This is a genomic window from Pseudalkalibacillus sp. SCS-8, assembly GCF_040126055.1.
GTDB classification, from domain to species: Bacteria; Bacillota; Bacilli; order Bacillales; family Fictibacillaceae; genus Pseudalkalibacillus; species Pseudalkalibacillus nanhaiensis.
Genome location: NZ_CP143541.1, coordinates 1317971 through 1338661 on the forward strand (window position 1 = coordinate 1317971; position 20691 = coordinate 1338661).

Annotated in this window: 30 protein-coding genes; 25 read left to right on the forward strand and 5 right to left on the reverse strand. The window is 41.8% G+C overall.

Annotated features, from left to right (window positions below):
* Positions 1-52 precede the first annotated feature (52 nt).
* The gene (locus V1497_RS06785) at positions 53-505 is read right to left on the reverse strand and encodes a GNAT family N-acetyltransferase (RefSeq protein WP_349410222.1); all 453 of its coding nucleotides are present in this window, start codon (positions 503-505) and stop codon (positions 53-55) included.
* A gap of 218 nt (positions 506-723) precedes the next feature.
* Here V1497_RS06785 and V1497_RS06790 point away from each other — a divergent pair, with 218 nt between their 5' ends.
* Positions 724-1407: a diphthine--ammonia ligase gene (locus V1497_RS06790; RefSeq protein ID WP_349410223.1), complete on the forward strand. Its 684-nt coding sequence runs from the start codon at positions 724-726 to the stop codon at positions 1405-1407.
* A 12-nt stretch (positions 1408-1419) separates the two neighbouring features.
* Entirely contained in the window at positions 1420-1989 is a 570-nt protein-coding gene (locus tag V1497_RS06795) for an SGNH/GDSL hydrolase family protein (RefSeq protein WP_349410224.1), read from the forward strand.
* 163 nt (positions 1990-2152) lie between these two features.
* On the opposite strand, the gene V1497_RS06800 is transcribed toward V1497_RS06795, so the two are convergent.
* Positions 2153-2305 carry a hypothetical protein gene (locus V1497_RS06800; RefSeq protein WP_349410225.1) on the reverse strand — a complete coding sequence of 51 codons (153 nt, stop codon included), beginning with the start codon at positions 2303-2305 and terminating at the stop codon, positions 2153-2155.
* 42 nt (positions 2306-2347) lie between these two features.
* Positions 2348-3169 carry a Cof-type HAD-IIB family hydrolase gene (locus V1497_RS06805; RefSeq protein ID WP_349410226.1) on the reverse strand — a complete coding sequence of 274 codons (822 nt, stop codon included), beginning with the start codon at positions 3167-3169 and terminating at the stop codon, positions 2348-2350.
* A 148-nt stretch (positions 3170-3317) separates the two neighbouring features.
* Here V1497_RS06805 and V1497_RS06810 point away from each other — a divergent pair, with 148 nt between their 5' ends.
* From V1497_RS06810 to moaD, 11 genes are all read left to right on the forward strand, one after another.
* The gene (locus V1497_RS06810; protein ID WP_349410227.1) at positions 3318-4802 is read left to right on the forward strand and encodes a Na+/H+ antiporter NhaC family protein; all 1485 of its coding nucleotides are present in this window, start codon (positions 3318-3320) and stop codon (positions 4800-4802) included.
* An 87-nt stretch (positions 4803-4889) separates the two neighbouring features.
* On the forward strand, positions 4890-5162 hold the full coding sequence (locus V1497_RS06815) for a hypothetical protein (RefSeq protein WP_349410228.1): 273 nt from the start codon (positions 4890-4892) through the stop codon (positions 5160-5162).
* Between the two features lie 108 nt (positions 5163-5270).
* Entirely contained in the window at positions 5271-6038 is a 768-nt protein-coding gene (locus V1497_RS06820) for an alpha/beta fold hydrolase (protein ID WP_349410229.1), read from the forward strand.
* 152 nt (positions 6039-6190) lie between these two features.
* Complete coding sequence (locus V1497_RS06825) at positions 6191-6409, forward strand: DUF1659 domain-containing protein (RefSeq protein ID WP_349410230.1); 219 nt, start codon at positions 6191-6193, stop codon at positions 6407-6409.
* A gap of 33 nt (positions 6410-6442) precedes the next feature.
* Complete coding sequence (locus V1497_RS06830; protein ID WP_349410231.1) at positions 6443-6661, forward strand: DUF2922 domain-containing protein; 219 nt, start codon at positions 6443-6445, stop codon at positions 6659-6661.
* Between the two features lie 82 nt (positions 6662-6743).
* Positions 6744-6881, forward strand: a complete 138-nt coding sequence (locus V1497_RS06835) for a YvrJ family protein (protein WP_349410232.1) — start codon at positions 6744-6746, stop codon at positions 6879-6881.
* A 71-nt stretch (positions 6882-6952) separates the two neighbouring features.
* A complete protein-coding gene (locus V1497_RS06840) occupies positions 6953-7264 on the forward strand; it encodes a metal-sulfur cluster assembly factor (RefSeq protein WP_349410233.1) in 312 nt (103 codons plus the stop codon).
* Positions 7265-7386: 122 nt separating this feature from the next.
* Entirely contained in the window at positions 7387-8655 is a 1269-nt protein-coding gene (glp, locus tag V1497_RS06845) for a gephyrin-like molybdotransferase Glp (protein ID WP_349410234.1), read from the forward strand.
* The gene (gene mobB / locus V1497_RS06850) at positions 8652-9176 is read left to right on the forward strand and encodes a molybdopterin-guanine dinucleotide biosynthesis protein B (protein ID WP_349410235.1); all 525 of its coding nucleotides are present in this window, start codon (positions 8652-8654) and stop codon (positions 9174-9176) included. The genes glp and mobB overlap by 4 nt, the downstream gene beginning before the upstream one ends.
* A 4-nt stretch (positions 9177-9180) precedes the next feature.
* On the forward strand, positions 9181-9651 hold the full coding sequence (locus V1497_RS06855) for a molybdenum cofactor biosynthesis protein MoaE (RefSeq protein WP_349410236.1): 471 nt from the start codon (positions 9181-9183) through the stop codon (positions 9649-9651).
* Complete coding sequence (gene moaD, locus V1497_RS06860) at positions 9644-9880, forward strand: molybdopterin converting factor subunit 1 (RefSeq protein ID WP_349410237.1); 237 nt, start codon at positions 9644-9646, stop codon at positions 9878-9880. Before V1497_RS06855 ends, moaD begins: the two co-directional genes overlap by 8 nt.
* Before the next feature lie 79 nt (positions 9881-9959).
* Here moaD and V1497_RS06865 read toward each other — a convergent pair whose 3' ends face one another.
* Positions 9960-10772 (reverse strand): undecaprenyl-diphosphate phosphatase, encoded by an 813-nt coding sequence (locus tag V1497_RS06865; RefSeq protein WP_349410238.1) that lies wholly within the window; start codon positions 10770-10772, stop codon positions 9960-9962.
* Positions 10773-10939: 167 nt separating this feature from the next.
* On the opposite strand from V1497_RS06865, the gene V1497_RS06870 reads away from it, so the two are divergent.
* The 3 genes from V1497_RS06870 (at position 10940) to V1497_RS06880 (ending at position 12335) form a co-directional block, all read left to right on the forward strand.
* Positions 10940-11236 (forward strand): hypothetical protein, encoded by a 297-nt coding sequence (locus V1497_RS06870; protein ID WP_349410239.1) that lies wholly within the window; start codon positions 10940-10942, stop codon positions 11234-11236.
* 101 nt (positions 11237-11337) lie between these two features.
* A complete protein-coding gene (locus tag V1497_RS06875; RefSeq protein ID WP_349410240.1) occupies positions 11338-11517 on the forward strand; it encodes a YjzC family protein in 180 nt (59 codons plus the stop codon).
* Between the two features lie 95 nt (positions 11518-11612).
* On the forward strand, positions 11613-12335 hold the full coding sequence (locus V1497_RS06880; protein ID WP_349410241.1) for an amino acid ABC transporter ATP-binding protein: 723 nt from the start codon (positions 11613-11615) through the stop codon (positions 12333-12335).
* 53 nt (positions 12336-12388) lie between these two features.
* On the opposite strand, the gene V1497_RS06885 is transcribed toward V1497_RS06880, so the two are convergent.
* Positions 12389-12568, reverse strand: coding sequence for a YjzD family protein (locus tag V1497_RS06885; protein WP_349410242.1), 180 nt, complete (start codon positions 12566-12568; stop codon positions 12389-12391).
* A gap of 221 nt (positions 12569-12789) precedes the next feature.
* Here V1497_RS06885 and V1497_RS06890 point away from each other — a divergent pair, with 221 nt between their 5' ends.
* The 9 genes from V1497_RS06890 to V1497_RS06930 all read left to right on the forward strand — a co-directional run bounded on the left by V1497_RS06890 (position 12790) and on the right by V1497_RS06930 (position 20492).
* On the forward strand, positions 12790-13533 hold the full coding sequence (locus tag V1497_RS06890; protein ID WP_349410243.1) for an alpha/beta hydrolase: 744 nt from the start codon (positions 12790-12792) through the stop codon (positions 13531-13533).
* Between the two features lie 151 nt (positions 13534-13684).
* On the forward strand, positions 13685-14389 hold the full coding sequence (locus V1497_RS06895) for an NAD(P)-dependent oxidoreductase (protein WP_349410244.1): 705 nt from the start codon (positions 13685-13687) through the stop codon (positions 14387-14389).
* Between the two features lie 61 nt (positions 14390-14450).
* Positions 14451-15404 (forward strand): BMP family ABC transporter substrate-binding protein, encoded by a 954-nt coding sequence (locus V1497_RS06900; protein WP_349410245.1) that lies wholly within the window; start codon positions 14451-14453, stop codon positions 15402-15404.
* A 15-nt stretch (positions 15405-15419) separates the two neighbouring features.
* Positions 15420-15611: a ComZ family protein gene (locus V1497_RS06905; RefSeq protein WP_349410246.1), complete on the forward strand. Its 192-nt coding sequence runs from the start codon at positions 15420-15422 to the stop codon at positions 15609-15611.
* A 342-nt stretch (positions 15612-15953) separates the two neighbouring features.
* Positions 15954-16889, forward strand: a complete 936-nt coding sequence (locus V1497_RS06910; RefSeq protein WP_349410247.1) for a beta-ketoacyl-ACP synthase III — start codon at positions 15954-15956, stop codon at positions 16887-16889.
* 21 nt (positions 16890-16910) lie between these two features.
* Positions 16911-18152 carry a beta-ketoacyl-ACP synthase II gene (fabF, locus tag V1497_RS06915; RefSeq protein WP_349410248.1) on the forward strand — a complete coding sequence of 414 codons (1242 nt, stop codon included), beginning with the start codon at positions 16911-16913 and terminating at the stop codon, positions 18150-18152.
* Positions 18153-18350: 198 nt separating this feature from the next.
* The gene (locus V1497_RS06920) at positions 18351-19277 is read left to right on the forward strand and encodes a glycerophosphodiester phosphodiesterase (protein ID WP_349410249.1); all 927 of its coding nucleotides are present in this window, start codon (positions 18351-18353) and stop codon (positions 19275-19277) included.
* Between the two features lie 133 nt (positions 19278-19410).
* A complete protein-coding gene (locus V1497_RS06925) occupies positions 19411-19632 on the forward strand; it encodes a hypothetical protein (protein WP_349410250.1) in 222 nt (73 codons plus the stop codon).
* 110 nt (positions 19633-19742) lie between these two features.
* A complete protein-coding gene (locus V1497_RS06930; RefSeq protein ID WP_349410251.1) occupies positions 19743-20492 on the forward strand; it encodes a YjbA family protein in 750 nt (249 codons plus the stop codon).
* The last annotated feature ends 199 nt before the right edge of the window (positions 20493-20691 follow it).

Here is a 20691-nt window from a genome sequence, read left to right on the forward strand (position 1 = left end):
ACTCCTTTCATTCTTTCTTTCAATTGTAGCAAACTTGGCCCTAAGACGTCAGTCAAAACGAAAATCCGTACCTTTTGGATACGACTTCATAAAAACCTAGTGAGTTGTAAAGGTGCTTCGTGACAACATTGTTGATTCCCGTTTCAAGTTCAATGGATTTGATGCCTGACCTTTCTGCCCAATAGACGACGTGGAGCAGAAGTTTCTTCGCAATTCCTTTGTTCCTGAACTCTTCATGCACATACAGTTCATTCAGCCACATATAATGGCCTCCACGGGCAAGGCTGACCCCGATATTGAAGAAAGCAGCTCCGACAATCTCATCATCGATTTCAGCAACGACGATATAGGCGGTCTCTTTGCTTTCCAGTGCAAGGTGGATTCCAGTCATGATCTGATCGAATGTGCCGAAATTCTCATTGCTGATACGCTGTCTTGTAAGTAATTCAGCCACCTGTTTCTTGAGCGAATCAGGTGTATCTTTTTCAAGTTCATAAACGTTCATGGTGATACCCTCCTATAACCCACTTTCCTATTTCCAGTTTATCAATCGTTTTCCTGCAAAGTAAGATGTGATTTTACAATTTTTTTATTTTTTACAAGGAAAAATTGGAACTTTTCACCTGGTTCGATCGTCTAAATAGGAGAGGCCATTCTGTGATGTACGAAAAGTCCCGGATTTGAACGAATACTATAAAAAGATTCGACGTAAAGGAGTTACATATGGCAAAGTCTTCTGTCCTTTTTTGGAGTGGAGGAAAAGATAGCTTGTTAGCACTCGACGTTATGCATCGGTCGGTTGAATACGACGTTGACTATCTGCTTACAACATATAATCGCCAGACGGAACGTGTACCGTTCCATGGCATTCACATCGATTTGATCAAATCACAGGCCAGTGCATTGAAAATCGCTCTAATCACGGTCCCATTACCCCCGACACCTACGAACGAAGTCTATCAGGAATCTGTATTGTCCACATTGAAGAACTTGAAAAAGAACGGCGTTGAAGCGGTCATCCATGGAGATCTATACTTGGACGAGCTCCGTGCGTACAAGGAAAGAATAACGTCTGATGCCCATTTGACCCCTGTATTTCCATTGTGGCAAATGGATTCGTCTGAGGTAGCATCAAAGTTTATTGAGGATGGATATAGAGCAGTCATTTGTGGGGTTGATCAAGCACGTTTATCACAAGGTTTACTTGGTCATTTTTATGATAACGCATTCCTGGAAAGAGTAAGGGATCAGATCGATCCTGCAGGTGAGAATGGTGAATTCCATACCTTTGTATTTGATGGTCCTATCTTTAATGAGCCTGTCAAATATTCGCATTCATCTGAAGTCCACACCTTATTTGAGCGTTATAAATTTTTAGAATTGAATTCTGATTTTCATTACGCATAGGAGGTTGTGTAAATGCCTACTTTGGTTTGTTTCGGAGACAGCTTGACAGCAATGGAAGAAAGCATTGATGGATCAGAACGTCTTACTCCCCGACTTAGACATCATTTCTCGGAGTGGACCATCGTCAATTCCGGAGTTCCGGGAGAAACAACGAGAGCTGCTTTAGCACGTTTACAAGACGATGTCCTTCGACATGCACCTGATCTTGTTACGATTCTTTTCGGATCGAATGATGCGAGTGAGCATAGGCGGATTGAAATTATGGAATTTGAACGGAATTTAGAAATCATGATCGATCGCATATCACCTCAAAAGACAATATTAATCAGTCCACCTCCTATCCGAGAAGCGGCTCAAGATAAACGTTCAAATGTAGAGCTCGAACATTATGTTGAAGTGACAAGGAAAATTGCTGCAAAACGAGGCTGTTATTTCATTGATTTATGGGAACATTTTTCACACAATGACCGATATGAGGATCTTCTTATACAAGATGGATTACATTTCAATGAGCAGGCTTATTTCGTCTTTTCCGAGCTCATCATTGAAGAAATCAAAAGCATACATGCAAAAGCTGTTTAAAGATTAGGCTCTGTTAAAGAATGTTGTTGAATTTTGAACAGCTTCAGGCGGACGCTTCTGTTTTCTTTAAATATCAACAATAAAAGCTAACACAAAGATTAAAAAAACAAGGGATTGACCTGTATGGGTCAATCCCGTTTATATGGGAGCAATTCAAATCCATTCATTCTCCGCCGATAGAAAGGTTTTGTGATCGTTCTTTCTGTGCGGCACGGTCAGCGGTAGACATCGTAGTTTGAATTTCTTTCTCATCGTTTCCTGCTACTCGCTCTGCCCCTTGTTGTATGGTTCGTTTTGATTTGCTTTTTTTACTCATAACCAAAACCTCCTTAACGGTAGTATCCCGCAAAGGACCAGACTATAAACTTTCCTTCAATGAAAGAAGATCCTCAAGGAAACATGCGATTCCATCCTCTTCATTCGATAAGGTTACACCATTGGCTATATTTTTCAATTCTGGAATCGCATTCTCCATTGCAATTCCATGTCCAGCATATTCAATCATCTCCAAGTCATTATCTTCATCACCAAAAGCGATGATCCGTTCCTGCGGGACGTTAAAATGGTCGGCTACGTGCTTTAAACCGACTGCTTTATTGAGACCTGCCCTTACGATTTCGATAATGTTCCAAGGTGCAGCCCAGACACGATGATCAATGACCTCAGCATGCTGATTTTTCAGCAACTCCCTTAATTCTTTCAAATGGTGGTCGTGTGGCCGGATGAGCAGGGAGGTGGGATCATGCTGCAACGATTGATGTAGATGACCGATTGTCATACTAGAGGACTCAATCATGAACGTATTCGTGATGAAGTCATCCTCATAATGGAGATACACATCATCAAGCACTTCTGCTATGACATTTTTCACTTCAAAATCCAGGCAAGTATTGACGATGTTATGTGCTGTATTAAGATCCAGTGGATTATGATGGGTTTTCCAGGTTGAATCCAACGGATGATGGATAAAAGCGCCGTTAAAATTAATAATAGGAGTAGTCAGTTCCAGTTCTTTGTAATAATGTGCACTGCCTCGGAACGGTCTTCCGGTCGATATGACGACATGATGGCCATGAGCGATTGCTTTCTTCAACACATTTTTAGTATGTAATGAAATTGTTTTATCATCTTTCAATAGTGTTCCATCCAAATCGATGGCAATTAAGTATGGTTTAGTCATAAATTGAACTCCTCTCTCTAACATACACGTATTACCAATTTTACCGATAGACCCAGAAATTGTCCATTACTGAAGAACTTAGGTTTTGTCGAAAAAAACAATAATGTGTTATTATATGAAACTGTACACATGGAATGGAGGAAAGTATATGGGAAACGAACATCACACAAGCGAAGTAAAAGAGGCGATCGGGAGAAAAGAAATTAAACGCCTTGAGTTTCGCGGAGGAGTCTTTGCAGCGACTATTCCTCTCGTATTTTTTATTGTTTGGGCCATCACATTGAGTACACAAGAGCTTGTTACCGAAGAAGGTCTTGTACTTGGGATGGTACTTGGTATTCTAATTGGTCTATTCTTTTGTAAATCGAAATGGTCGGACTATGCGCAATCCCTCTTTTCGGGCATGGCGCAACCGATCGGAGTCATTGCAGTCATTGCCTGGTTCTGGGCTGGAATGTTTGCCAAGCTTTTGTCTGCAGGAGGACTCGTCGATGGTTTGATTTGGTTAGGCTTTCAAACCGGACTTGAAGGCGGTTATTTCGTAGGTCTGACGTTCCTTCTTGCAGCTCTATTTTCGACAGCTGTCGGAACAGGATATGGAACCGTCGCTACATTCGGCATATTGATGTATCCAGCTGGACTAGTCTTAGGAGCAGATCCTGTCGTCCTATTGGCAGCGATTCTAAGTGGTGCTGTTTTCGGAGACAATTTAGCACCAGTATCGGATACGACGATTGTATCGGCTACGACGCAAGAAGCAGATGTACCTGGTGTCGTGAGATCTCGATTCAAATATTCAATTACTGCTGCAATTCCATCGCTTATCCTATTCATCATTTTCGGTGGTGGAGGTCAGACCGAGAACCAGGCGGTCCTCACGCAACTGGAACAGCAGGTATCAGCACAGGGACTCTGGCTGTTGCTGCCATTTGTGCTTGTCCTTTATTTAGCCTTAAGCGGTCATCATTTATTGACCTCTCTTACGTGGGGGATCGTTGCATCGATCGCAGTCATCTTCTTTACAGGTACTCCGCTAGAGAAAGTGATATCCATCCATAAAGAGAATGGTTCTGCTGTTGTAGAAGGTGCACTGATGAATGGAATCGGTGGTTATTTCAATATGGCGATATTGATCCTATTCATCCTATCTGCTGCTCATCTGCTTGAGGTTGCAGGCACGATGGAAGCGATCAGAAACTTCTTCCTTAAGCTGATCAAGAAGATCGTTCGCAGAGCAGAACTATCTATCTTTGCGATTGTTGCTTCTTTAAACATTTTCATAACGATTAATACAGCAGCTGAAATTGCTGCAGCACCATTTGTTCGTAAGCTAGGGAAAGAATTCAATATTCACCCTTATCGACGAGCAAACTTCTTAGATACAGTCTCCTCTTCCTTAGGATATATTTTCCCATGGAGTGGAGGAGTCTTACTGGCATGGGCAACGATAAAGGGTGCAGCGAAGGATTATGAATTCTTGACGGTCGTAGACCCTACTGATGTATTCCCTTATGTTTTCCAAGGCTGGGGACTGCTTATCGTTATGTTCATTGCAGCCTATACGGGTTGGGGACTACGTTTTACCGGTAAGAACGGGGAAGAGATTCACCCCAAGGATTATCGACCAGAGTAAATCCTGACATGGGTTTAATTTGCCATGTTTAGTGGAATGAAGAAAGGGTAAACATGAAAACATACTACTTGAGGAGGTTGACCTTAAATGAAAAACACTGCTAAAAAAGCCGTTGTGTCTGGTGTAGCTGCAAGTCTTGCAGGTGTTGCCACGTATTATCTCAAGGATCGTTCGAACCGAATCAAGATGAAGGAAATGTTTGCTGATCTATCGACAAGACTCAAAGATCGAAACAATCAGTACGACAACTCCAATGTTCCACTAGATAAAGCAGGAAAACCCCAGGACCTTGAGGATAGTAAGATGCTTGACGAAGGTGCTCAAACAAGCGTGAACTATTACAATAAGACCCAACAATAGTTTCATGAAAGAGGAGGGACCCGAAAACTCGATTCGGGTGCCCTTTTTCTTTTTGCATTCCACCGCTTTTTGATAAAATAAAGGAAATACATACCAGGCAGGTGAAATATGTTACAAATCCATACAGAATATGTAGAAGACGTCCCAGTACTGAATATCGTAAAGTCGGATCGAGCTGAACAAGCACTTCCGACATTGATTTTCTTGCACGGCTATACAAGCTCGAAGGAACAAAATCTTTCCTATGCCTATTTGTTAGGACAAAAAGGATTTCGAGTCCTGTTACCGGATGCCCCTCTACATGGAGAACGGGAATTGCCACATTCGGTGGAAAAACGGCAGTGGCAATTTTGGGATATCGTCATGCAAGGGATCAATGAACTGAAAGTCATTGTTGAATATTACATAAGCGAACAGAAAATTGACCCTGAGCGCGTATGTGTTGCCGGCACCTCAATGGGGAGCATAACGATGTTCGGAGCTTTGACACAATATGATTGGATCAAAGCCGGAGTGTCCATGATGGGTACTCCTAGTTATGTGAGGTTCGCCAATATGATGCTGGAGCAAATCCGAAAAGGGGATATGGAATTGCCTGTTCCCCTTACGGACCTGGAGCAAAAAGTAAGTGGTCTAAACATGTTTGATCTATCTGAAACCCCCGAACGTTTAGGTGATCGACGTTTATGGATCTGGCACGGGGAAGCGGATTCTGTTGTACCCTATAACCTCACTCGGGCTTTTTATGACAAACTCCTTCATGATGGGTATGTCAAGGAAGATCAAGTCCATATGGTGACAGACCCAATCGCCGGTCATAAAGTGACAAGGGATGCGTGTCATCAGGCAGTCCAATGGGTTAGTGAAAACGTATAAGAAAATGGAACCTGCTTTTATCTCTTCATAACCATGATGAAGAGTGAAAGCAGGTTTTTTGTATTTATAGATGGTTTTTACAAATGGTTGAAAACTTACCTCCCCACTTTTTCCTTCAATCAGGTATTTATGAAGTGAAAGGGGGTGAGGATATGGCAACGGCAATATTAGATGATACAAGATTAATCATCACGTTTGATGCTGGTCTAGATAGTGAAGGGAAACCCGTTATCAAACGTAAGACGATGAACAATGTCAAGAGCAGCGCAACACATGACCAATTGTTCGAGATGGTCCAGGCTTTGGCTCCACTCCAGCAATACCCTGTAAATCAGATTGAGCGGGAAAACTCATTCGATCTAAGTGCGTAATGGGAAATTATTAAATAGAAAGGAGGAGAACGGATGGCGAAACAAATTGAGCTTCTGTTTGAAAATACAGAAGGGAAGACGGTACGTATTTCACTTGATCAACCAGTAGAGCCTGTTGACACATTGGCACTCAATGCGGCAATGGACAAGATTGTGACAGACAATGTCCTTATTTCATCGGGTGGTGACCTGATTGCAAAGAAGGGCGCTCGTATTGTAGAACGTAATGTGACAGATGTTCCACTGTCTTAATTCATGATGTGAAAGGAAGGGCTTACGAGCAGCTCTTCCTTTTTGAAACTTGTATCACAAATTTCAAGGAAGGAGCAAGGGGATGGAACAATGGATATCTGTCATGAGCGAATTCGGTTTTCCTGTCATTGTAACGTTGTACTTGTTGCATCGGATAGAAGCAAAATTAGAAGCCCTGAATCAATCCATATTGAATCTTCCCAGCCAATTGAAAAGTTGATGCGGAATATTTTATGTCATGCTCCAAATGGGTTATACTAAGAGTAGAAACTGATTTGGAAGGGGTTCGTTATGGCAACAGAAGAAATGAAAGAAAAGATGATGGAAGCACTAGAAGAAGTTGAAGACCCGGAACTAGGCATTGACATCGTCAACTTAGGACTTATCTATGACGTGGAACTTGATGAAGAAGGTATGGCGAAAGTGACGATGACCTTAACAGCAATGGGATGTCCACTGGCTGGTACGATTGCAAACGATGTACGGAATGCTCTCATCGATTTCCCTGAAGTGAAAGACGTCGATGTGAATATCGTTTGGAACCCACCATGGACGAAAGATAAAATGTCCCGTTATGCAAAGATTGCTCTAGGGATTCAATAAACCTTTTATCACTAGGACTGCCCTTACAGAGGGCAGTTTTTTAGTATGGTTCCATTTTAAAAATGAAAGGCTGAGTACTCTTTGGTAAAATGAAAGTGGATTAACAGAAGGCGGTGTATATTATGGCAGTGGAACGCAGAAAACCGATACCGATTGGAGAAGCGGTAACGAAAGTACTGACCCATCCCCTTGAGCTCCAAACTGAAAACATACAAATTGAAATGGCACTGGATAGAGTTCTTGCGGAAGACATCGTTGCAGATCATCCAGTTCCACCATTCGATCGTTCTCCCTATGACGGATTTGCACTGAGAGCAGAAGATACGAAAACGGCCTCTTCAAAAAATCCTATCTCTCTTAAGGTTATAGAAGAGATTGGAGCAGGGGAAGTCGCTCGGAATACGATACATGCGGGACAAGCCATCCGGATCATGACAGGTGCTGCAATCCCTCAAGGTGCTACTGCAGTGGCAATGCTCGAGGTTGTCAAAGAATTGAAAGATGGTACAAGCCCATCCATTGAGGTCGGCCGTTCATTTGGAGAAGGTCAGAATATTGCTTTACAAGGTGAAGATACAGAGAAAGGGAAGACACTGCTGAAGAAAGGTACGGTCATTACACCCGGAGTGACAGCGTTGCTCGCCACATTCGGCTACGAAAACGTGAAGGTATATCGTAAACCTCGGATTGGCATTTATGCTACGGGTACGGAATTGCTTGATATAAACGAGCCATTACAGCCAGGTAAAATCCGTAATTCGAATGCATATATGATTGCTGCACAGATTCGAAGAATGGGCGGTGAACCCGTCTATTTCGGAAAGTTGGCAGATGATTTTGAAACATGCTTTGAAGCTGTCCAATCAAGCATTCAGGATGTAGATGCACTTGTGACCACAGGTGGTGTATCCGTGGGGGATTATGATTACCTCCCAGCGATTTATGAAAAACTAGGAGCTGCAACCTTATTCAATAAGATCGCGATGCGTCCAGGCAGTGTTACAACAGTAGCTGAGTATAAAGGCAAGCTCTTATTCGGATTATCTGGGAATCCATCAGCTTGTTTCGTCGGCGGTGAATTGCTCGTGCGACCATTCATCCGACTTTCAATGAATAGTAAGCCGTTCTTAGCAAAGACGATCGCTTCTCTAGGGCATGATTTTCCAAAACCGAACCCATTCACCCGTTTGGTAAGAGGAAAAGTAGAGTATACCACTGATGGACTTGTAGCAAGTCCGACAGGCTTGGATAAATCGAGCTCCGTCACATCGATAGCAGAAGCAGACGCGTTCATTGTATTACCAGGTGGTACACGGGGATACAAGGCTGGAGACGACGTGGAAGTCCTTCTGTTCAATAAAGATAGTGAAAAGGATCCTTGGAACGAATGATCCCAATTCTTCAAATTGTAGGTTATAAGAACAGTGGGAAAACGACTGTGATTAAAAATGTCGTCCATCATCTCTCAGAAGCAGGCTTCCGTGCAGGAATCATCAAGCATCATGGACATGGGGGCAAGCCGGATGTCATAGAACCGGAACGTTCGGATACTGCTCAATTTCGGCAATCTGGAGCATATGCTACTGCTGTTGAAGGTGATGGAGAGATTCACATCCAGTTCCAGTATCGCAATCCTTCTCCGTTGAAGAAAATGATTGAGCTTTATCTTAAGCTCCCTCTTGATGTCATTTTGGTCGAAGGGTATAAAAGGGCTGGGTATCCGAAGCTGTTGGTTGTACGGAATAAAGAAGAGTGTATTCATTTGCTGTCTTCTTCTCAAAATGTAATCGGTATCATTCATCACGGTATAGATGAAGCTTTTGAAGTAAAAAAAACGATTCCGACATTTCAAATGGAAGACCCACAATCTTACGTAGAGTTCATACTAGCAAAGATTGAAAATGGAGTGTAGACAAATGTCTGATCAATTTATGGTTACAAATAACGAAATAAAGGTAAATGAAGTTATAAATAGAGTTATCCATCCAGAAGCCGGGGCGATCAACACTTTCATCGGCACTGTCAGGGAATGGACAGGAGATAAGCGTACGCTTTATTTGGAATATGAAGCGTATGTTCCGATGGCTGAAAAAAAGCTGTACCAGATCGGTGAGGAGATCCAACAGAGATGGAAGGAAGCGAAGGTATCCATCGTCCATCGGATTGGACGTCTTGAAATTACAGATATAGCAGTCGTCATCGCGGTCGCTACCCCTCATCGTGCAGACTCTTTTGAGGCGAGTCGTTATGCCATCGAGCGAATTAAAGAAATCGTCCCGATTTGGAAAAAGGAGCATTGGGATGACGGTGAAGCCTGGATCGGAAATCAATTGGAAACAGTGGCGTATCCAAAAGGGAAGCCGGGAAAGGAGCAATTGGATGATTAAAGTATTACTTTTTGCTGGTTTGCAAGAAAAAGCCGGGAAAACCGAACTGACAATCAATAAAGATGAGATGACGGTTAATGAGCTTGTCGCCCACATTCGACAAAGCGATGAGAATCTGGAGTTGACCAATGTGATGATTGCTGTCAATGAGGAATTCGTTAATGATCCTGAACAGATCATAAAAACGGGCGATGACATTGCGTTGCTCCCACCAGTCAGTGGAGGATGATTTCTCACAATCCGCTAAAAAACGCTTGGATCGATTTTTACGGATCCAAGCGTTTTCGTATGTTCTTTACCATTTTTCATTACATGAAGAATAGAATCATCGGCCCGACGATAAAACAGTAGACAGCGAAATATTTCAGGTTTCCGCGTTCCATGATCCCCATAAGCCACTTTAACGAAATGTAGGAAGCGATGAACGAAATCAAGAAAGCAACAAGGTAAGGAATCAATAGTTGATCAAGCATCGGATCGTTCTTCAAGTCTCCAAAGCTTAGTAGCATCGTTCCAACGCTGACAGGGATATAGAGTAGGAATGAATAGCGTAGTGCTGTTTCCTGTTTCATCCCTCTTGCCATGGCCGCTACGATTGTTGCTCCTGAACGGCTGATGCCAGGAATCAAAGCAACAGCCTGGGCTAGCCCGACAATTAGAGCGTCTTTAACAGACAAATCTTGATCCTGCTTACGGCCTCTAAGATTTCTGATCAACCAGAGAGCAATTCCTGTCACGATCAAAGTGGCACCAATCACTTTAATATCCTTTAGATTCTCTGAGATGAAGTCCTCTGCCAAAATCCCGATTACTGCAGCTGGGATGGTCCCGATGATCAAATAGATGATAAACATGAAATCCGAGCGATACTCACGATTCCTTGTTTTCGTATAATTCAACCCATTGGAAGCGAGACGGATTAAATCGGCTCGGTAGATCACAAGAATGGCAAGCAGAGAAGCGAAGTTCATGAAAACTTCAAAGCTGAATCCTTTAATATGTATGCCAAGGATTTCTTCTGCTAATACAAGGTGTCCACTCGAAGAAATCGGAATTGGTTCTGTAATGCCTTGTACAAATCCGAAAAAAGCATATTTCAGCAAGGTAAACAATTGATCCATTTCTATGTTCCTCCAGTTAGAGCTCTGTTTGTTTTTTTCACATGTAGTCATTAAACAATAAAATTCGATGCGCGTAAAGAGACAATATTGTGAGCAATAAATTTTCGGTGTTTCCTTACACATATTCAAAATGGATGAATATCATGAAAATGTGAGGGGGGAACGTCGTGTCTTATGGTAAATATATGAAAGCTTTGAACATGCATAACCAACAGATGATGAAACAGTGCAAAAAGCACCTGCATCAATATGTACAATGCAATATGCTCGATGGGAAAGTATATGAAGGCTATGTTGAGAAAGTTGATAAACAGAATCTATACTTAATCGTTGAAGTTTCTTATAAAAAACAACCCGGTGGACAGCAAAGGAAATACATGGGGTTTCCAGATCCAGGTCTTGGCTTTCAGCGGATCATTTTGCCTCTGCATTTCCTTACAGCAATTTCCCATCTCCCATATTGAAAAAGTCACCGAAACAGGTGGCTTTTTTATGTGATTTGAATTTCCGAGCGTAATTTTTTTAGAGAAACAAGGCAACCATACATATGAAGGAGTGATGATTCATGGGACAAAACCATCAATTCAACCCGGGACAAAAGGCACCAAATAATGGGGTGTATGTCGAAATCGGAGAAACAGGCAGCATGGTGAATAATCCGAAAGAGATCAAATTACATGCGGGTGATTCTTTTCCAGAAACGAGTAATCACAATCGGAAATGGACATACAAGCGAAAGCCTTAGGAAAACTCTTGCTCCGAAAGTGACACCCTCTACTTCCTCTTGGTACTTTCCTGGTGCAGTGTGTTAGACTACTTGGAGAGGAGAGAGGATGCAAAATGATAAAAGTAGAAAATCTAAAAAAATCATTCGGTTCACTTGAAGTTTTGAAAGATATCAATGTGGAGATCAAACAACAAGAAGTAGTATGTGTCATTGGACCATCCGGTTCTGGAAAGTCCACTTTTCTCAGATGTCTTAACTTGCTCGAATCAATTACAGATGGGCATGTCTATATTAAAGGGATCGATATAACGAATAAGCAGACAGATATCAACAAATTGAGAACAGATGTTGGAATGGTCTTCCAACAGTTCAATCTATTCCCTCATAAGACGGTTCTTGAAAACATCATGGTGTCCCCTATAAAAGTTCGGAAGTGGGACAAGAAGAAAGCAGAAAGGAAAGCCAGAGAACTTCTTGAAAAGGTAGGGCTCAGTGAAAAAGCTGATGCATATCCAGCTTCCTTATCAGGGGGACAAAAGCAAAGAGTTGCGATTGCAAGATCTCTTGCGATGGAACCTGAAATCATGTTGTTCGATGAACCGACATCTGCTTTAGATCCAGAGATGGTAGGGGAAGTGCTTGAAGTGATGAAAGGACTTGCTAGAGAAGGGATGACGATGGTAGTCGTCACCCACGAAATGGGTTTTGCAAGAGAAGTGGCAGACCGGGTCATTTTCATGGATGAGGGATATATCGTTGAAGAGAATGTACCTGCCAAATTGTTTGAAGAACCACAGAACGATCGGACGAAAGCTTTTCTAAGTAAAGTACATTAATGATAAATAAAAAAACGGGGCTGACTTCATCGTCAACCCCGTTTTTTTATTGTTTACTCGGCTGTTTCGTCTTGAATGCCTGCATCCCCAAGAATGAAGACAAATACAGAGAAAATCAGTCCGATCACACTAGCTAGAAGCAAGCTATACTCGCCGCCTTGCATAGAAGACAATACATAAAAAGCCATGTTGCTCAATAGAAGAGCCCAGATGATTGTCCAAATATAACGCATTACGATCACCTCAGATTTAATATGTAGCATATATCCATTTCATATTGTAGCACAACTTCCCTTCTATCAAAACGATTTCAATAAACTTCCTAAAAAAGTTCACGAATTACTTGGATAACCCACGAGATGTACAATCCACCGGAAAATGGGTGTCTGACACGTTCTCTTTTAATTTTCTCGCATACATTAACTAAGAATGAACGTTTAAGGCGTGATAAACAATGTGTGGACATTCTCACCGTTTTTTCAAATTGAATGATCAATGTGTGATAACTCATATACCTGAACGGCCAAATGGGTTTGCCATCATTTTGATTGGAGATGTCAATCATTATGTAACGGATCAAACCAGCTCCTGGTTGCAACATCCAGAACGCTCAAAATTTCTAGATGATTTATGTTCGTTCGGTTATACCATCTTCTATTCCAACCTCTATGGGAGGCATTGGGGGAATGAGAGAAGTGTGGATTTATTGAATCGTATGTACCATACGATACTAAAGCAAGAAATCATCAATCCGAAGATCCATATCCTTGCTGAAGGAATGGGGGCATTATCCGCTCTGAAGTGGTTGGAAGGACATGGCGAGAAAACGAGATCAGCAGCCTTCCTGAATCCATGCTTAAGTCTGAAGGTTCATGGAGAGGCTGTTCGAGAGCAGAAGCTGTTTTATAAGAGTTTTCATCGTGAGATTTGCCAGGCGTATGAACTTTCCGAGCATGAAGCGGATGAATTCATCCAGAACCATAGGGGTTACCGATCGTATACGTCTAACAAACCTGTGAAAATCTGGCACAATATGCATGGATCTCCCTACTCGTTTATGAACCATAGTCGGGCATATGAGCATTTTCGGGATGAAATAGGGGCACCGATATCACTTTCGCTGCAATTATCCGGCAATAAACAGGATTTTGCACGGAAGGTGAAATTCTTCTTTCAACAACATGAGAAGGACTTATAAGGGTTGACGACAGTTCCTGCATATCTTACCGTCAATCCTTATGTCATTTACCACTGACAGTACATACATCTCTAGAAGACGTAACTTTTAGTTCATAAATCGAGATCCTGAAATAAGATAATAATAAGAATAATCTGGAGGGTCCTGAATAATGAAAAGAGTCTTAATCACAGGTGTTGCAGGAGAAGTGGGTATGATCCTTGCGAATGCATTCATTGATAAAGGTATTGATGTATACGGTGTAGACCATGTAAATAGAGAAACACATGAAGGGCTGGATCTGATTGGAAGAAATGCCCTTTTTCATTTTAACAATCAATCCATCTCTGAAATTGATTGGTCAGCAGAGGACCCGGTAGATGTCATCTTTCACCTTGCACAAAGTGTTCCGACGTCTCCACGTATCTCCGAAATAAAAAAATCCGTTTCACAATCTCTTTCGAATATGAAGCGTTTAGTCGCTTTTGCAGCTGAGAGTGGAGCCAAAGTAGTGATCATTTCGTCGACAGATGTATTCGGTCCGATTTTGACCGACTATGGGAAGAAAGATCTTGAACCAGCACCAAGAAGCTTATATGGCACGTTGATGTTGGCTGAAGAAACATTTCTGAAAAGAAACGCAAAAAAAGATAATGTCCCTTACCACATTGTCCGACTTCCTTGTTTAATGGGTAGTAATCATCCAATCAGTGACAAATGTCATGCAATTGATACAGATGACAAAGCAGGATTTACGACTGAAGAGAGAGAAAATAGTAAAGAAGTCATTATTACCAGGGAGGAGTTCATCGAAATCTGTCTAAAGATCATAAATGATGATCTGGACGAATCAATTATTACATTATTTAATAAGTAGCAAGAATCGTATATACTAGTAATAGTTTGAATTTGGTCAGTGTTGAAGGAGAGGAAAATACATGAAAATAGTGATCCCTTTCCTGATTGCGGTGTTACTGCTCCCTCTTACAGGATGCCAAAAGGCTTTGGGGAGCGGAGAATTAGAGAACGTTGGACTTTTGATTGAGGATACGATCAATGACCAAGGCTGGGGTACGAAGGGCTATAAAGGCTTGCTTAAAGTGAAGGAAGAATTTGACAATAAAGTATTCTATCGAGAAGAAGTGAAATCAAAAGCACAGGTTCTGAAGGCAGTCAGAGAATTTCAAGAAAATGAAGTCAATCTAATATATGGACATGGTAAATTGTACGCACCGATTTTCATGGAGATCAAATCGGAGTTTCCAGATATCCATTTCGTCAGTTTTAACGGAAAAGTAAGTGGAAAGGGCATAACAAGTGTCCACTTCGACTCCTATGCTATGGGTTATTTTGCAGGAATCATTTCAGGAGCCATGACAAAAACGGGACAAGTCGGAATGATTGCAGCCTTTCCTTGGCAACCCGAAGCAACTGGATTTAGAGAAGGTGCGAATCTTTACAATCCGGATGTTGAAGCTCATATTTCATTTGTCCGGGATTGGAGTAATGTCGATCAGGCTATGAGAATCTTTAATGAGATGAAGGAAAAAGGAGTCGATATCTATTATCCTGCAGGGGATGGCTATACTGTACCTGTTATCGAAAGGGTGAAGGAAGAAGGGGCATATGCGATCGGTTTTGTGTCAAACATGGCTGATCTCGGGAAACAAACAGTCCTCACAAGCACCGTTCAACATGTGGATCGACTCTATGTCATGATTGCAGAAAAGTACAATGATGGTACGCTTACATCGGGGAACATCCATTACGATTTTCAAGAGGAAGTCATTTCTCTCGCTCCATTCAGTGATGAAGTACCGTTAGAATTACAAGAAAAGCTGACCATTTTGATAGAAGATTATAAAAAAACCGGGAAGCTGCCAGCACCATAAGGAGGGAGAAAAAACATGAACCAGGAACGAAATATGAAATTCATGCAAATCGCAATGTCACGATTGCCAGAGGCGAAGCAGTTCATGGAACAAAAAGGCATTGAAATCACAATGGAAGATATTCAGCCAATGATGAATTTGTTAATGAACGTGATGAATGATGCGTATGAATTAGGCCGATCTGATGCGCAAGAAAACACTGAATAATACGTAAAGCGTAAAATCCATTACATATTCTTAAATCCTCCGTGATAATGCCACGGAGGGTTTTTTATATCTAAGTTATGTTAGCTTTTATTGTTCATTTTAATGAAATTAGACTGCGTAAGGCGACGACTCCAGCGGGAAATCAACAGCTGAAGACCCCACAGAGCAAGGCATTAATGATCTTCGACTAGCTGTTCAATATCTACAAAGCCTATAGATACATACTGTTGAAAAGGCTCTCTTGCTAACTAGACAAAAAGATCAATATGGATTAAAATTAGTACCAAGTCATAACATAAGATACTAAGGGGATTTAAAAGTCATACAAAAAGGGGTAATTGGATGAATGCAGGTATAATCGGAATTGGCAAATATGTCCCGGAACGTGTGATGACCAATCAAGAGCTTGAAAAGATGGTTGATACATCTGATGAATGGATTCGTACGAGGACTGGTATAGAAGAACGAAGAATTGCAAATGAAGATATGAATACGTCCCACATGGCGGAAAATGCAGCAAATGAAGCACTAAAAGATGCAGGTCTTGAGGCAAGCGAAATCGACCTTATTCTTGTTGCTACAGTAACAGGAGATTATGGATTTCCTTCTGTAGCATGCCTTATTCAAGAAAGACTTGGAGCAAAAAATGCAGTTGCAATGGACCTGAGTGCAGCATGTGCTGGGTTCATTTATGGTATGATAACAGCACAACAGTATATTAAAACAGAAACCTATAAAAATATCCTTGTTATCGGTGTTGAGAAGCTATCAAAAATTACAGATTGGGAAGACCGTAATACGGCTGTCCTGTTCGGTGATGGTGCAGGAGCTGCTGTCCTTGCTCCCGTTGCAAGTGATAAAGGGATTTTATCATTTGATATGGGATCAGATGGTTCAGGAGCGAAGTATCTCTTCCAAAATGGCGATCACTTGTACATGAACGGAAGAGAAGTATTTAAATTTGCAGTGAGACAAATGCCTGAATCCTCTATGAAGGTTGTTGAGAAAGCCGGGTTGAAAAAAGAGGATGTCGACTTCTTGATTCCACATCAGGCGAATATCAGAATCATGGAGGCAGCACGTGAGCGGCTGGATCTCCCGAAGGAAAAAATGGCTTCGACAGTCGGAAAATATGGCAATACATCCTCTTCGTCTATCCCGATTGCGTTAGTCGATGCAGTAGAAGAAGGCAAAATAAAAAATGGCGATGTGTTGGTACTCGTCGGGTTCGGCGGTGGTTTGACCTGGGGTGCCGTAGCATTACGTTGGGGAAAATAGTTGTAAGGAGCTGAAGTTACGATGAGCAATAAACGAGTTGTGATTACAGGACTTGGTACAGTCTCTCCAGTAGGAAATGACACAGAGACAACCTGGGAAAATATTATTAATGGTAAATCTGGTATAGGTGAACTGACACGACGGGATAAAGATCAATTTCCTGCTAAAGTGGCAGGAGAAGCAACAGATTTCGATCCAGAGCAATATTTGGATCGTAAAGATGTACGTAAAATGGACCGATTTACACAGTTTGCAATTGCTGCTTCCTTACAGGCTGTAAAAGATGCAGACCTGACGATCACAGAAGAGATTGCACCTCGTGTCGGTGTATGGATCGGTTCAGGGATCGGCGGAATGGAAACGTATGAGCAGCAGTTCCAAGTGTTCATGGAGAAAGGTCAACGACGTGTGAGTCCATTCTTCGTACCGATGATGATTCCGGATATGGCTTCAGGACAAGTTTCCATTATGCTAGGAGCAAAAGGAATCAATTCTTGTACAGTGACAGCCTGTGCATCTGGTGCCAATTCCATTGGCGATGCATTCAAGGCGATCCAACGGGGCGATGCAGACATTATGGTCACTGGAGGCTCAGAAGCCCCAATTACAAATATGGCACTTGCAGGCTTCTCATCTTCCAAAGCCTTGTCAACAAACCCGGATCCATCAAAAGCGAGTCGTCCATTTGATGCAAACCGTGATGGTTTCGTAATGGGTGAAGGTGCAGGGATCCTCGTGATTGAATCCCTTGAATCTGCGCAGAAGCGTGGCGCAAAAATCCATGCAGAGATTGTCGGATATGGTGCAACAGGAGATGCACACCATATTACGCAACCAGCTCCGGGTGGAGAAGGTGGTGTCCGTGCAATGAACATTGCCTTGAAGGATGCAGGCCTTAAACCGGAGAATGTCGACTATCTTAATGCGCATGGTACAAGCACGGATTTCAATGACAAATACGAGACCGCTGCAATTAAAACGGTCTTTGGCGACCATGCTCGCAGACTTGGTATCAGTTCTACAAAATCGATGACAGGACACTTGCTAGGTGCAGCAGGAGCCTTGGAAGCCGTGTTGTCTGTCAAAGCGATCCAAAATGACATCATGCCACCAACAATCAATTATGAAACACCAGATCCTGAGTGTGATCTTGATTATGTTCCGAACGAAGCACGACGTGCAGATGTGAATGTCGTCATGAGTAACTCACTAGGGTTTGGCGGCCATAACGTTGCGTTGGTGTTCAAGAAATTTGCTGAATAATTACCTAAACGAATGAAACCGGCTGTCGTAAATTAGCGACAGCCGGTTTTTTTTGTGAAAGATGGGTTTTTGACCGTACTCTTTCTACCTTTAGAATATTTACGATATTGAAAAGATTTGTAGATAAACCAAAACGTCCACTCAATAAATCTCCTTTATTCTTTTAGTTGAATGATCGACGTAGGAGGAGATGGACAAATGAAAAGATTTTTCATACTGGCATTAGGTTTGATGTTATTCATGACATCAGGGTTATCCCATGTAAGTGCGGAAACCGAAAGTGAGAAGGACGAACGAGACGAGGAGAACATATTGAATATTGCACATCGAGGTGCTTCCGGGTATGCACCTGAACATACACTGGCATCCTACTCATTAGGAGAAGAAATGAATGCAGACTATATTGAATTGGATTTACAAATGACAAAAGATGGTGAACTCATCGCTATGCATGACGAAACATTGGACCGTACGACCAATGGAGAAGGATTGGTGAAAGATCATACGTTGGAAGAAATCAAACAGCTTGATGCTGGCTCTTGGTTCAATGAGAAATATCCTGAATTCGCAAAGAAAGAATATGAAAACCTGAAAGTCCCGACATTAGATGAAGTACTTTCGAAATATGGGAAAGAAGCAAACTATTACATTGAAACGAAGTCACCAGAAGTTTATCCTGGCATGGAAGAAAAACTACTAGCGACATTGGAAAAGCATGGACTGATTGGAGAGGGTACAGACCCGAATAAGGTGCTCATCCAGTCATTCAGTCCGGCAAGTCTTAAGAAAATCCACGAGCTTGATTCATCCATTCATCTCGTTCAATTGCTTTGGTATACAAGTCCAGCGTCCATATCGGATGCAGAGCTTTCCGCATACAAAGATTATGCAATTGGACTCGGCATGAACCACAGTCAAATTGACGAGAACTATGTACAAAAGGTAAAACAGCATGGTTTTGAAATTCATCCATACACCGTAAACGAGAAAGAAGATATGAAAAAGCTGCTCAAATGGGGTGTAACGGGAATGTTCACGAATTATCCGGACAGGCTGGCACAAGTGACAGCTGATATGGAAAACGAGGATGATGATGAACAAGGTACTAATGAGGACGACCAATAAGAGTAATGGTAAGAGAGCTGATCATCAGAGATCAGCTCTTTTTACTTTACTGGCCATTTCATGGTATATCTTCATATCTCCACCCATATAGTGAAGTAACGTTGTACAAGCACTCAGATAGGGGATGGGGGCTTTGATATTTCGACTATTCATACTGATGATCGGATTCAGTTTTGCTGTTTCAGGTGGAGTGAGCTTGATTGCTTTTCTGAATTTAATTACTACTGGACATGGATTTGTCAACTATCTCGTTTTTGTTTCGACACGTATAGAATTCACGATTTTTTTAATCGGACTTGTTCTTATATGGGGGAGTATTTACCTGCCTTCACTGAGGAGAAAATCTGACGAATAACAAAAAAGTACAAACATCGACGGAATTTGGTTGTCCAATCGAATAAAAATTCTTACCTCTGACTATACTGATTCTAACAAACAGTAAATCCTGTAAAGTGAGGGGTATACATGTTGTACTTGAGAGATGTTTGGGTAAACTGGTTCGAAGGCGAAGAAAATGGTTACAATGTATGTGAATTTCATGAATGGCGTAAGGAGGACTTTATTGAACTATTGGATCAAGTGCCAATCATGAAGATGGATTCCGCTCTTCTTGACTACATAGAAAATGACTTGAGTGAATTGCCGAACGAATTGTTGGAAGAAGTCAAAAACAAAAGCTATATACGGAAGAACAACCAAAGGGAACAGATTGAGTATTGTTTCATTGCGACAGACGGTCGGAAATGTATGATCATCGATACGATGGGATACCGGATTCCAATCAGGAAAAGCAGGATGATTCCGAGGCAGGAACAGCTCGTTTATGAAATGGCAGAGGAATTAGATCCGAAACACTATTCGTTCGAAACGGTAGACCAATCACAGAAAGAATATCACATCCTTTCACCTGATCCAAACAGTATGAAAGGTCTGACAAGAAGAGAAAGACAATTGAAACAGCTTCTTTTCATGGCGCTCGATCAGATGTATTCAAGTGCGAATACGGCTGAAGCACGGTATTGGTATACAGAATGGTATCCAGAAAAATATTCTGCTATACAAGGGATGAGTTTCGAAGAGGCATGGAGAGCTTTGTATATGGAAGTAAGCCAAGGATGGACACCAAAACATCAAACCATATGTGAACGCTTGATAAAAGGACAACCTTACTTTGAGAAGATTTGGGAACTTGAAAAAGGCACACATGTCAATTGAATGTAAATGCTAAAGGGATGCGGTTCTGACCAGCATCCTTTTTTTTTCTGCCCAACGTAAACCATTAGACAGAGAGGTGACATCATCCATTGGATTGATTGAGCAAGACAATTTTTCACCAAGCACGTGAGTTGAAATCGGAAGGGGTACAAGTTTAAACTATGGACAAGATGGGTAAATTGATACCTGATACTTGCTA

What these genes read in the sequence shown, in the direction of transcription:
- V1497_RS06785 (WP_349410222.1), bottom strand. Translation starts at nt 505, where the DNA reads ATGAACGTTTATGAACTTGAAAAAGATACACCTGATTCGCTCAAGAAA.
- V1497_RS06790 (WP_349410223.1), top strand. Translation starts at nt 724, where the DNA reads ATGGCAAAGTCTTCTGTCCTTTTTTGGAGTGGAGGAAAAGATAGCTTG.
- V1497_RS06795 (WP_349410224.1), top strand. Translation starts at nt 1,420, where the DNA reads ATGCCTACTTTGGTTTGTTTCGGAGACAGCTTGACAGCAATGGAAGAA.
- V1497_RS06800 (WP_349410225.1), bottom strand. Translation starts at nt 2,305, where the DNA reads ATGAGTAAAAAAAGCAAATCAAAACGAACCATACAACAAGGGGCAGAG.
- V1497_RS06805 (WP_349410226.1), bottom strand. Translation starts at nt 3,169, where the DNA reads ATGACTAAACCATACTTAATTGCCATCGATTTGGATGGAACACTATTG.
- V1497_RS06810 (WP_349410227.1), top strand. Translation starts at nt 3,318, where the DNA reads ATGGGAAACGAACATCACACAAGCGAAGTAAAAGAGGCGATCGGGAGA.
- V1497_RS06815 (WP_349410228.1), top strand. Translation starts at nt 4,890, where the DNA reads ATGAAAAACACTGCTAAAAAAGCCGTTGTGTCTGGTGTAGCTGCAAGT.
- V1497_RS06820 (WP_349410229.1), top strand. Translation starts at nt 5,271, where the DNA reads ATGTTACAAATCCATACAGAATATGTAGAAGACGTCCCAGTACTGAAT.
- V1497_RS06825 (WP_349410230.1), top strand. Translation starts at nt 6,191, where the DNA reads ATGGCAACGGCAATATTAGATGATACAAGATTAATCATCACGTTTGAT.
- V1497_RS06830 (WP_349410231.1), top strand. Translation starts at nt 6,443, where the DNA reads ATGGCGAAACAAATTGAGCTTCTGTTTGAAAATACAGAAGGGAAGACG.
- V1497_RS06835 (WP_349410232.1), top strand. Translation starts at nt 6,744, where the DNA reads ATGGAACAATGGATATCTGTCATGAGCGAATTCGGTTTTCCTGTCATT.
- V1497_RS06840 (WP_349410233.1), top strand. Translation starts at nt 6,953, where the DNA reads ATGGCAACAGAAGAAATGAAAGAAAAGATGATGGAAGCACTAGAAGAA.
- glp (WP_349410234.1), top strand. Translation starts at nt 7,387, where the DNA reads ATGGCAGTGGAACGCAGAAAACCGATACCGATTGGAGAAGCGGTAACG.
- mobB (WP_349410235.1), top strand. Translation starts at nt 8,652, where the DNA reads ATGATCCCAATTCTTCAAATTGTAGGTTATAAGAACAGTGGGAAAACG.
- V1497_RS06855 (WP_349410236.1), top strand. Translation starts at nt 9,181, where the DNA reads ATGTCTGATCAATTTATGGTTACAAATAACGAAATAAAGGTAAATGAA.
- moaD (WP_349410237.1), top strand. Translation starts at nt 9,644, where the DNA reads ATGATTAAAGTATTACTTTTTGCTGGTTTGCAAGAAAAAGCCGGGAAA.
- V1497_RS06865 (WP_349410238.1), bottom strand. Translation starts at nt 10,772, where the DNA reads ATGGATCAATTGTTTACCTTGCTGAAATATGCTTTTTTCGGATTTGTA.
- V1497_RS06875 (WP_349410240.1), top strand. Translation starts at nt 11,338, where the DNA reads ATGGGACAAAACCATCAATTCAACCCGGGACAAAAGGCACCAAATAAT.
- V1497_RS06880 (WP_349410241.1), top strand. Translation starts at nt 11,613, where the DNA reads ATGATAAAAGTAGAAAATCTAAAAAAATCATTCGGTTCACTTGAAGTT.
- V1497_RS06885 (WP_349410242.1), bottom strand. Translation starts at nt 12,568, where the DNA reads ATGCGTTATATTTGGACAATCATCTGGGCTCTTCTATTGAGCAACATG.
- V1497_RS06890 (WP_349410243.1), top strand. Translation starts at nt 12,790, where the DNA reads ATGTGTGGACATTCTCACCGTTTTTTCAAATTGAATGATCAATGTGTG.
- V1497_RS06895 (WP_349410244.1), top strand. Translation starts at nt 13,685, where the DNA reads ATGAAAAGAGTCTTAATCACAGGTGTTGCAGGAGAAGTGGGTATGATC.
- V1497_RS06900 (WP_349410245.1), top strand. Translation starts at nt 14,451, where the DNA reads ATGAAAATAGTGATCCCTTTCCTGATTGCGGTGTTACTGCTCCCTCTT.
- V1497_RS06905 (WP_349410246.1), top strand. Translation starts at nt 15,420, where the DNA reads ATGAACCAGGAACGAAATATGAAATTCATGCAAATCGCAATGTCACGA.
- V1497_RS06910 (WP_349410247.1), top strand. Translation starts at nt 15,954, where the DNA reads ATGAATGCAGGTATAATCGGAATTGGCAAATATGTCCCGGAACGTGTG.
- fabF (WP_349410248.1), top strand. Translation starts at nt 16,911, where the DNA reads ATGAGCAATAAACGAGTTGTGATTACAGGACTTGGTACAGTCTCTCCA.
- V1497_RS06920 (WP_349410249.1), top strand. Translation starts at nt 18,351, where the DNA reads ATGAAAAGATTTTTCATACTGGCATTAGGTTTGATGTTATTCATGACA.
- V1497_RS06930 (WP_349410251.1), top strand. Translation starts at nt 19,743, where the DNA reads ATGTTGTACTTGAGAGATGTTTGGGTAAACTGGTTCGAAGGCGAAGAA.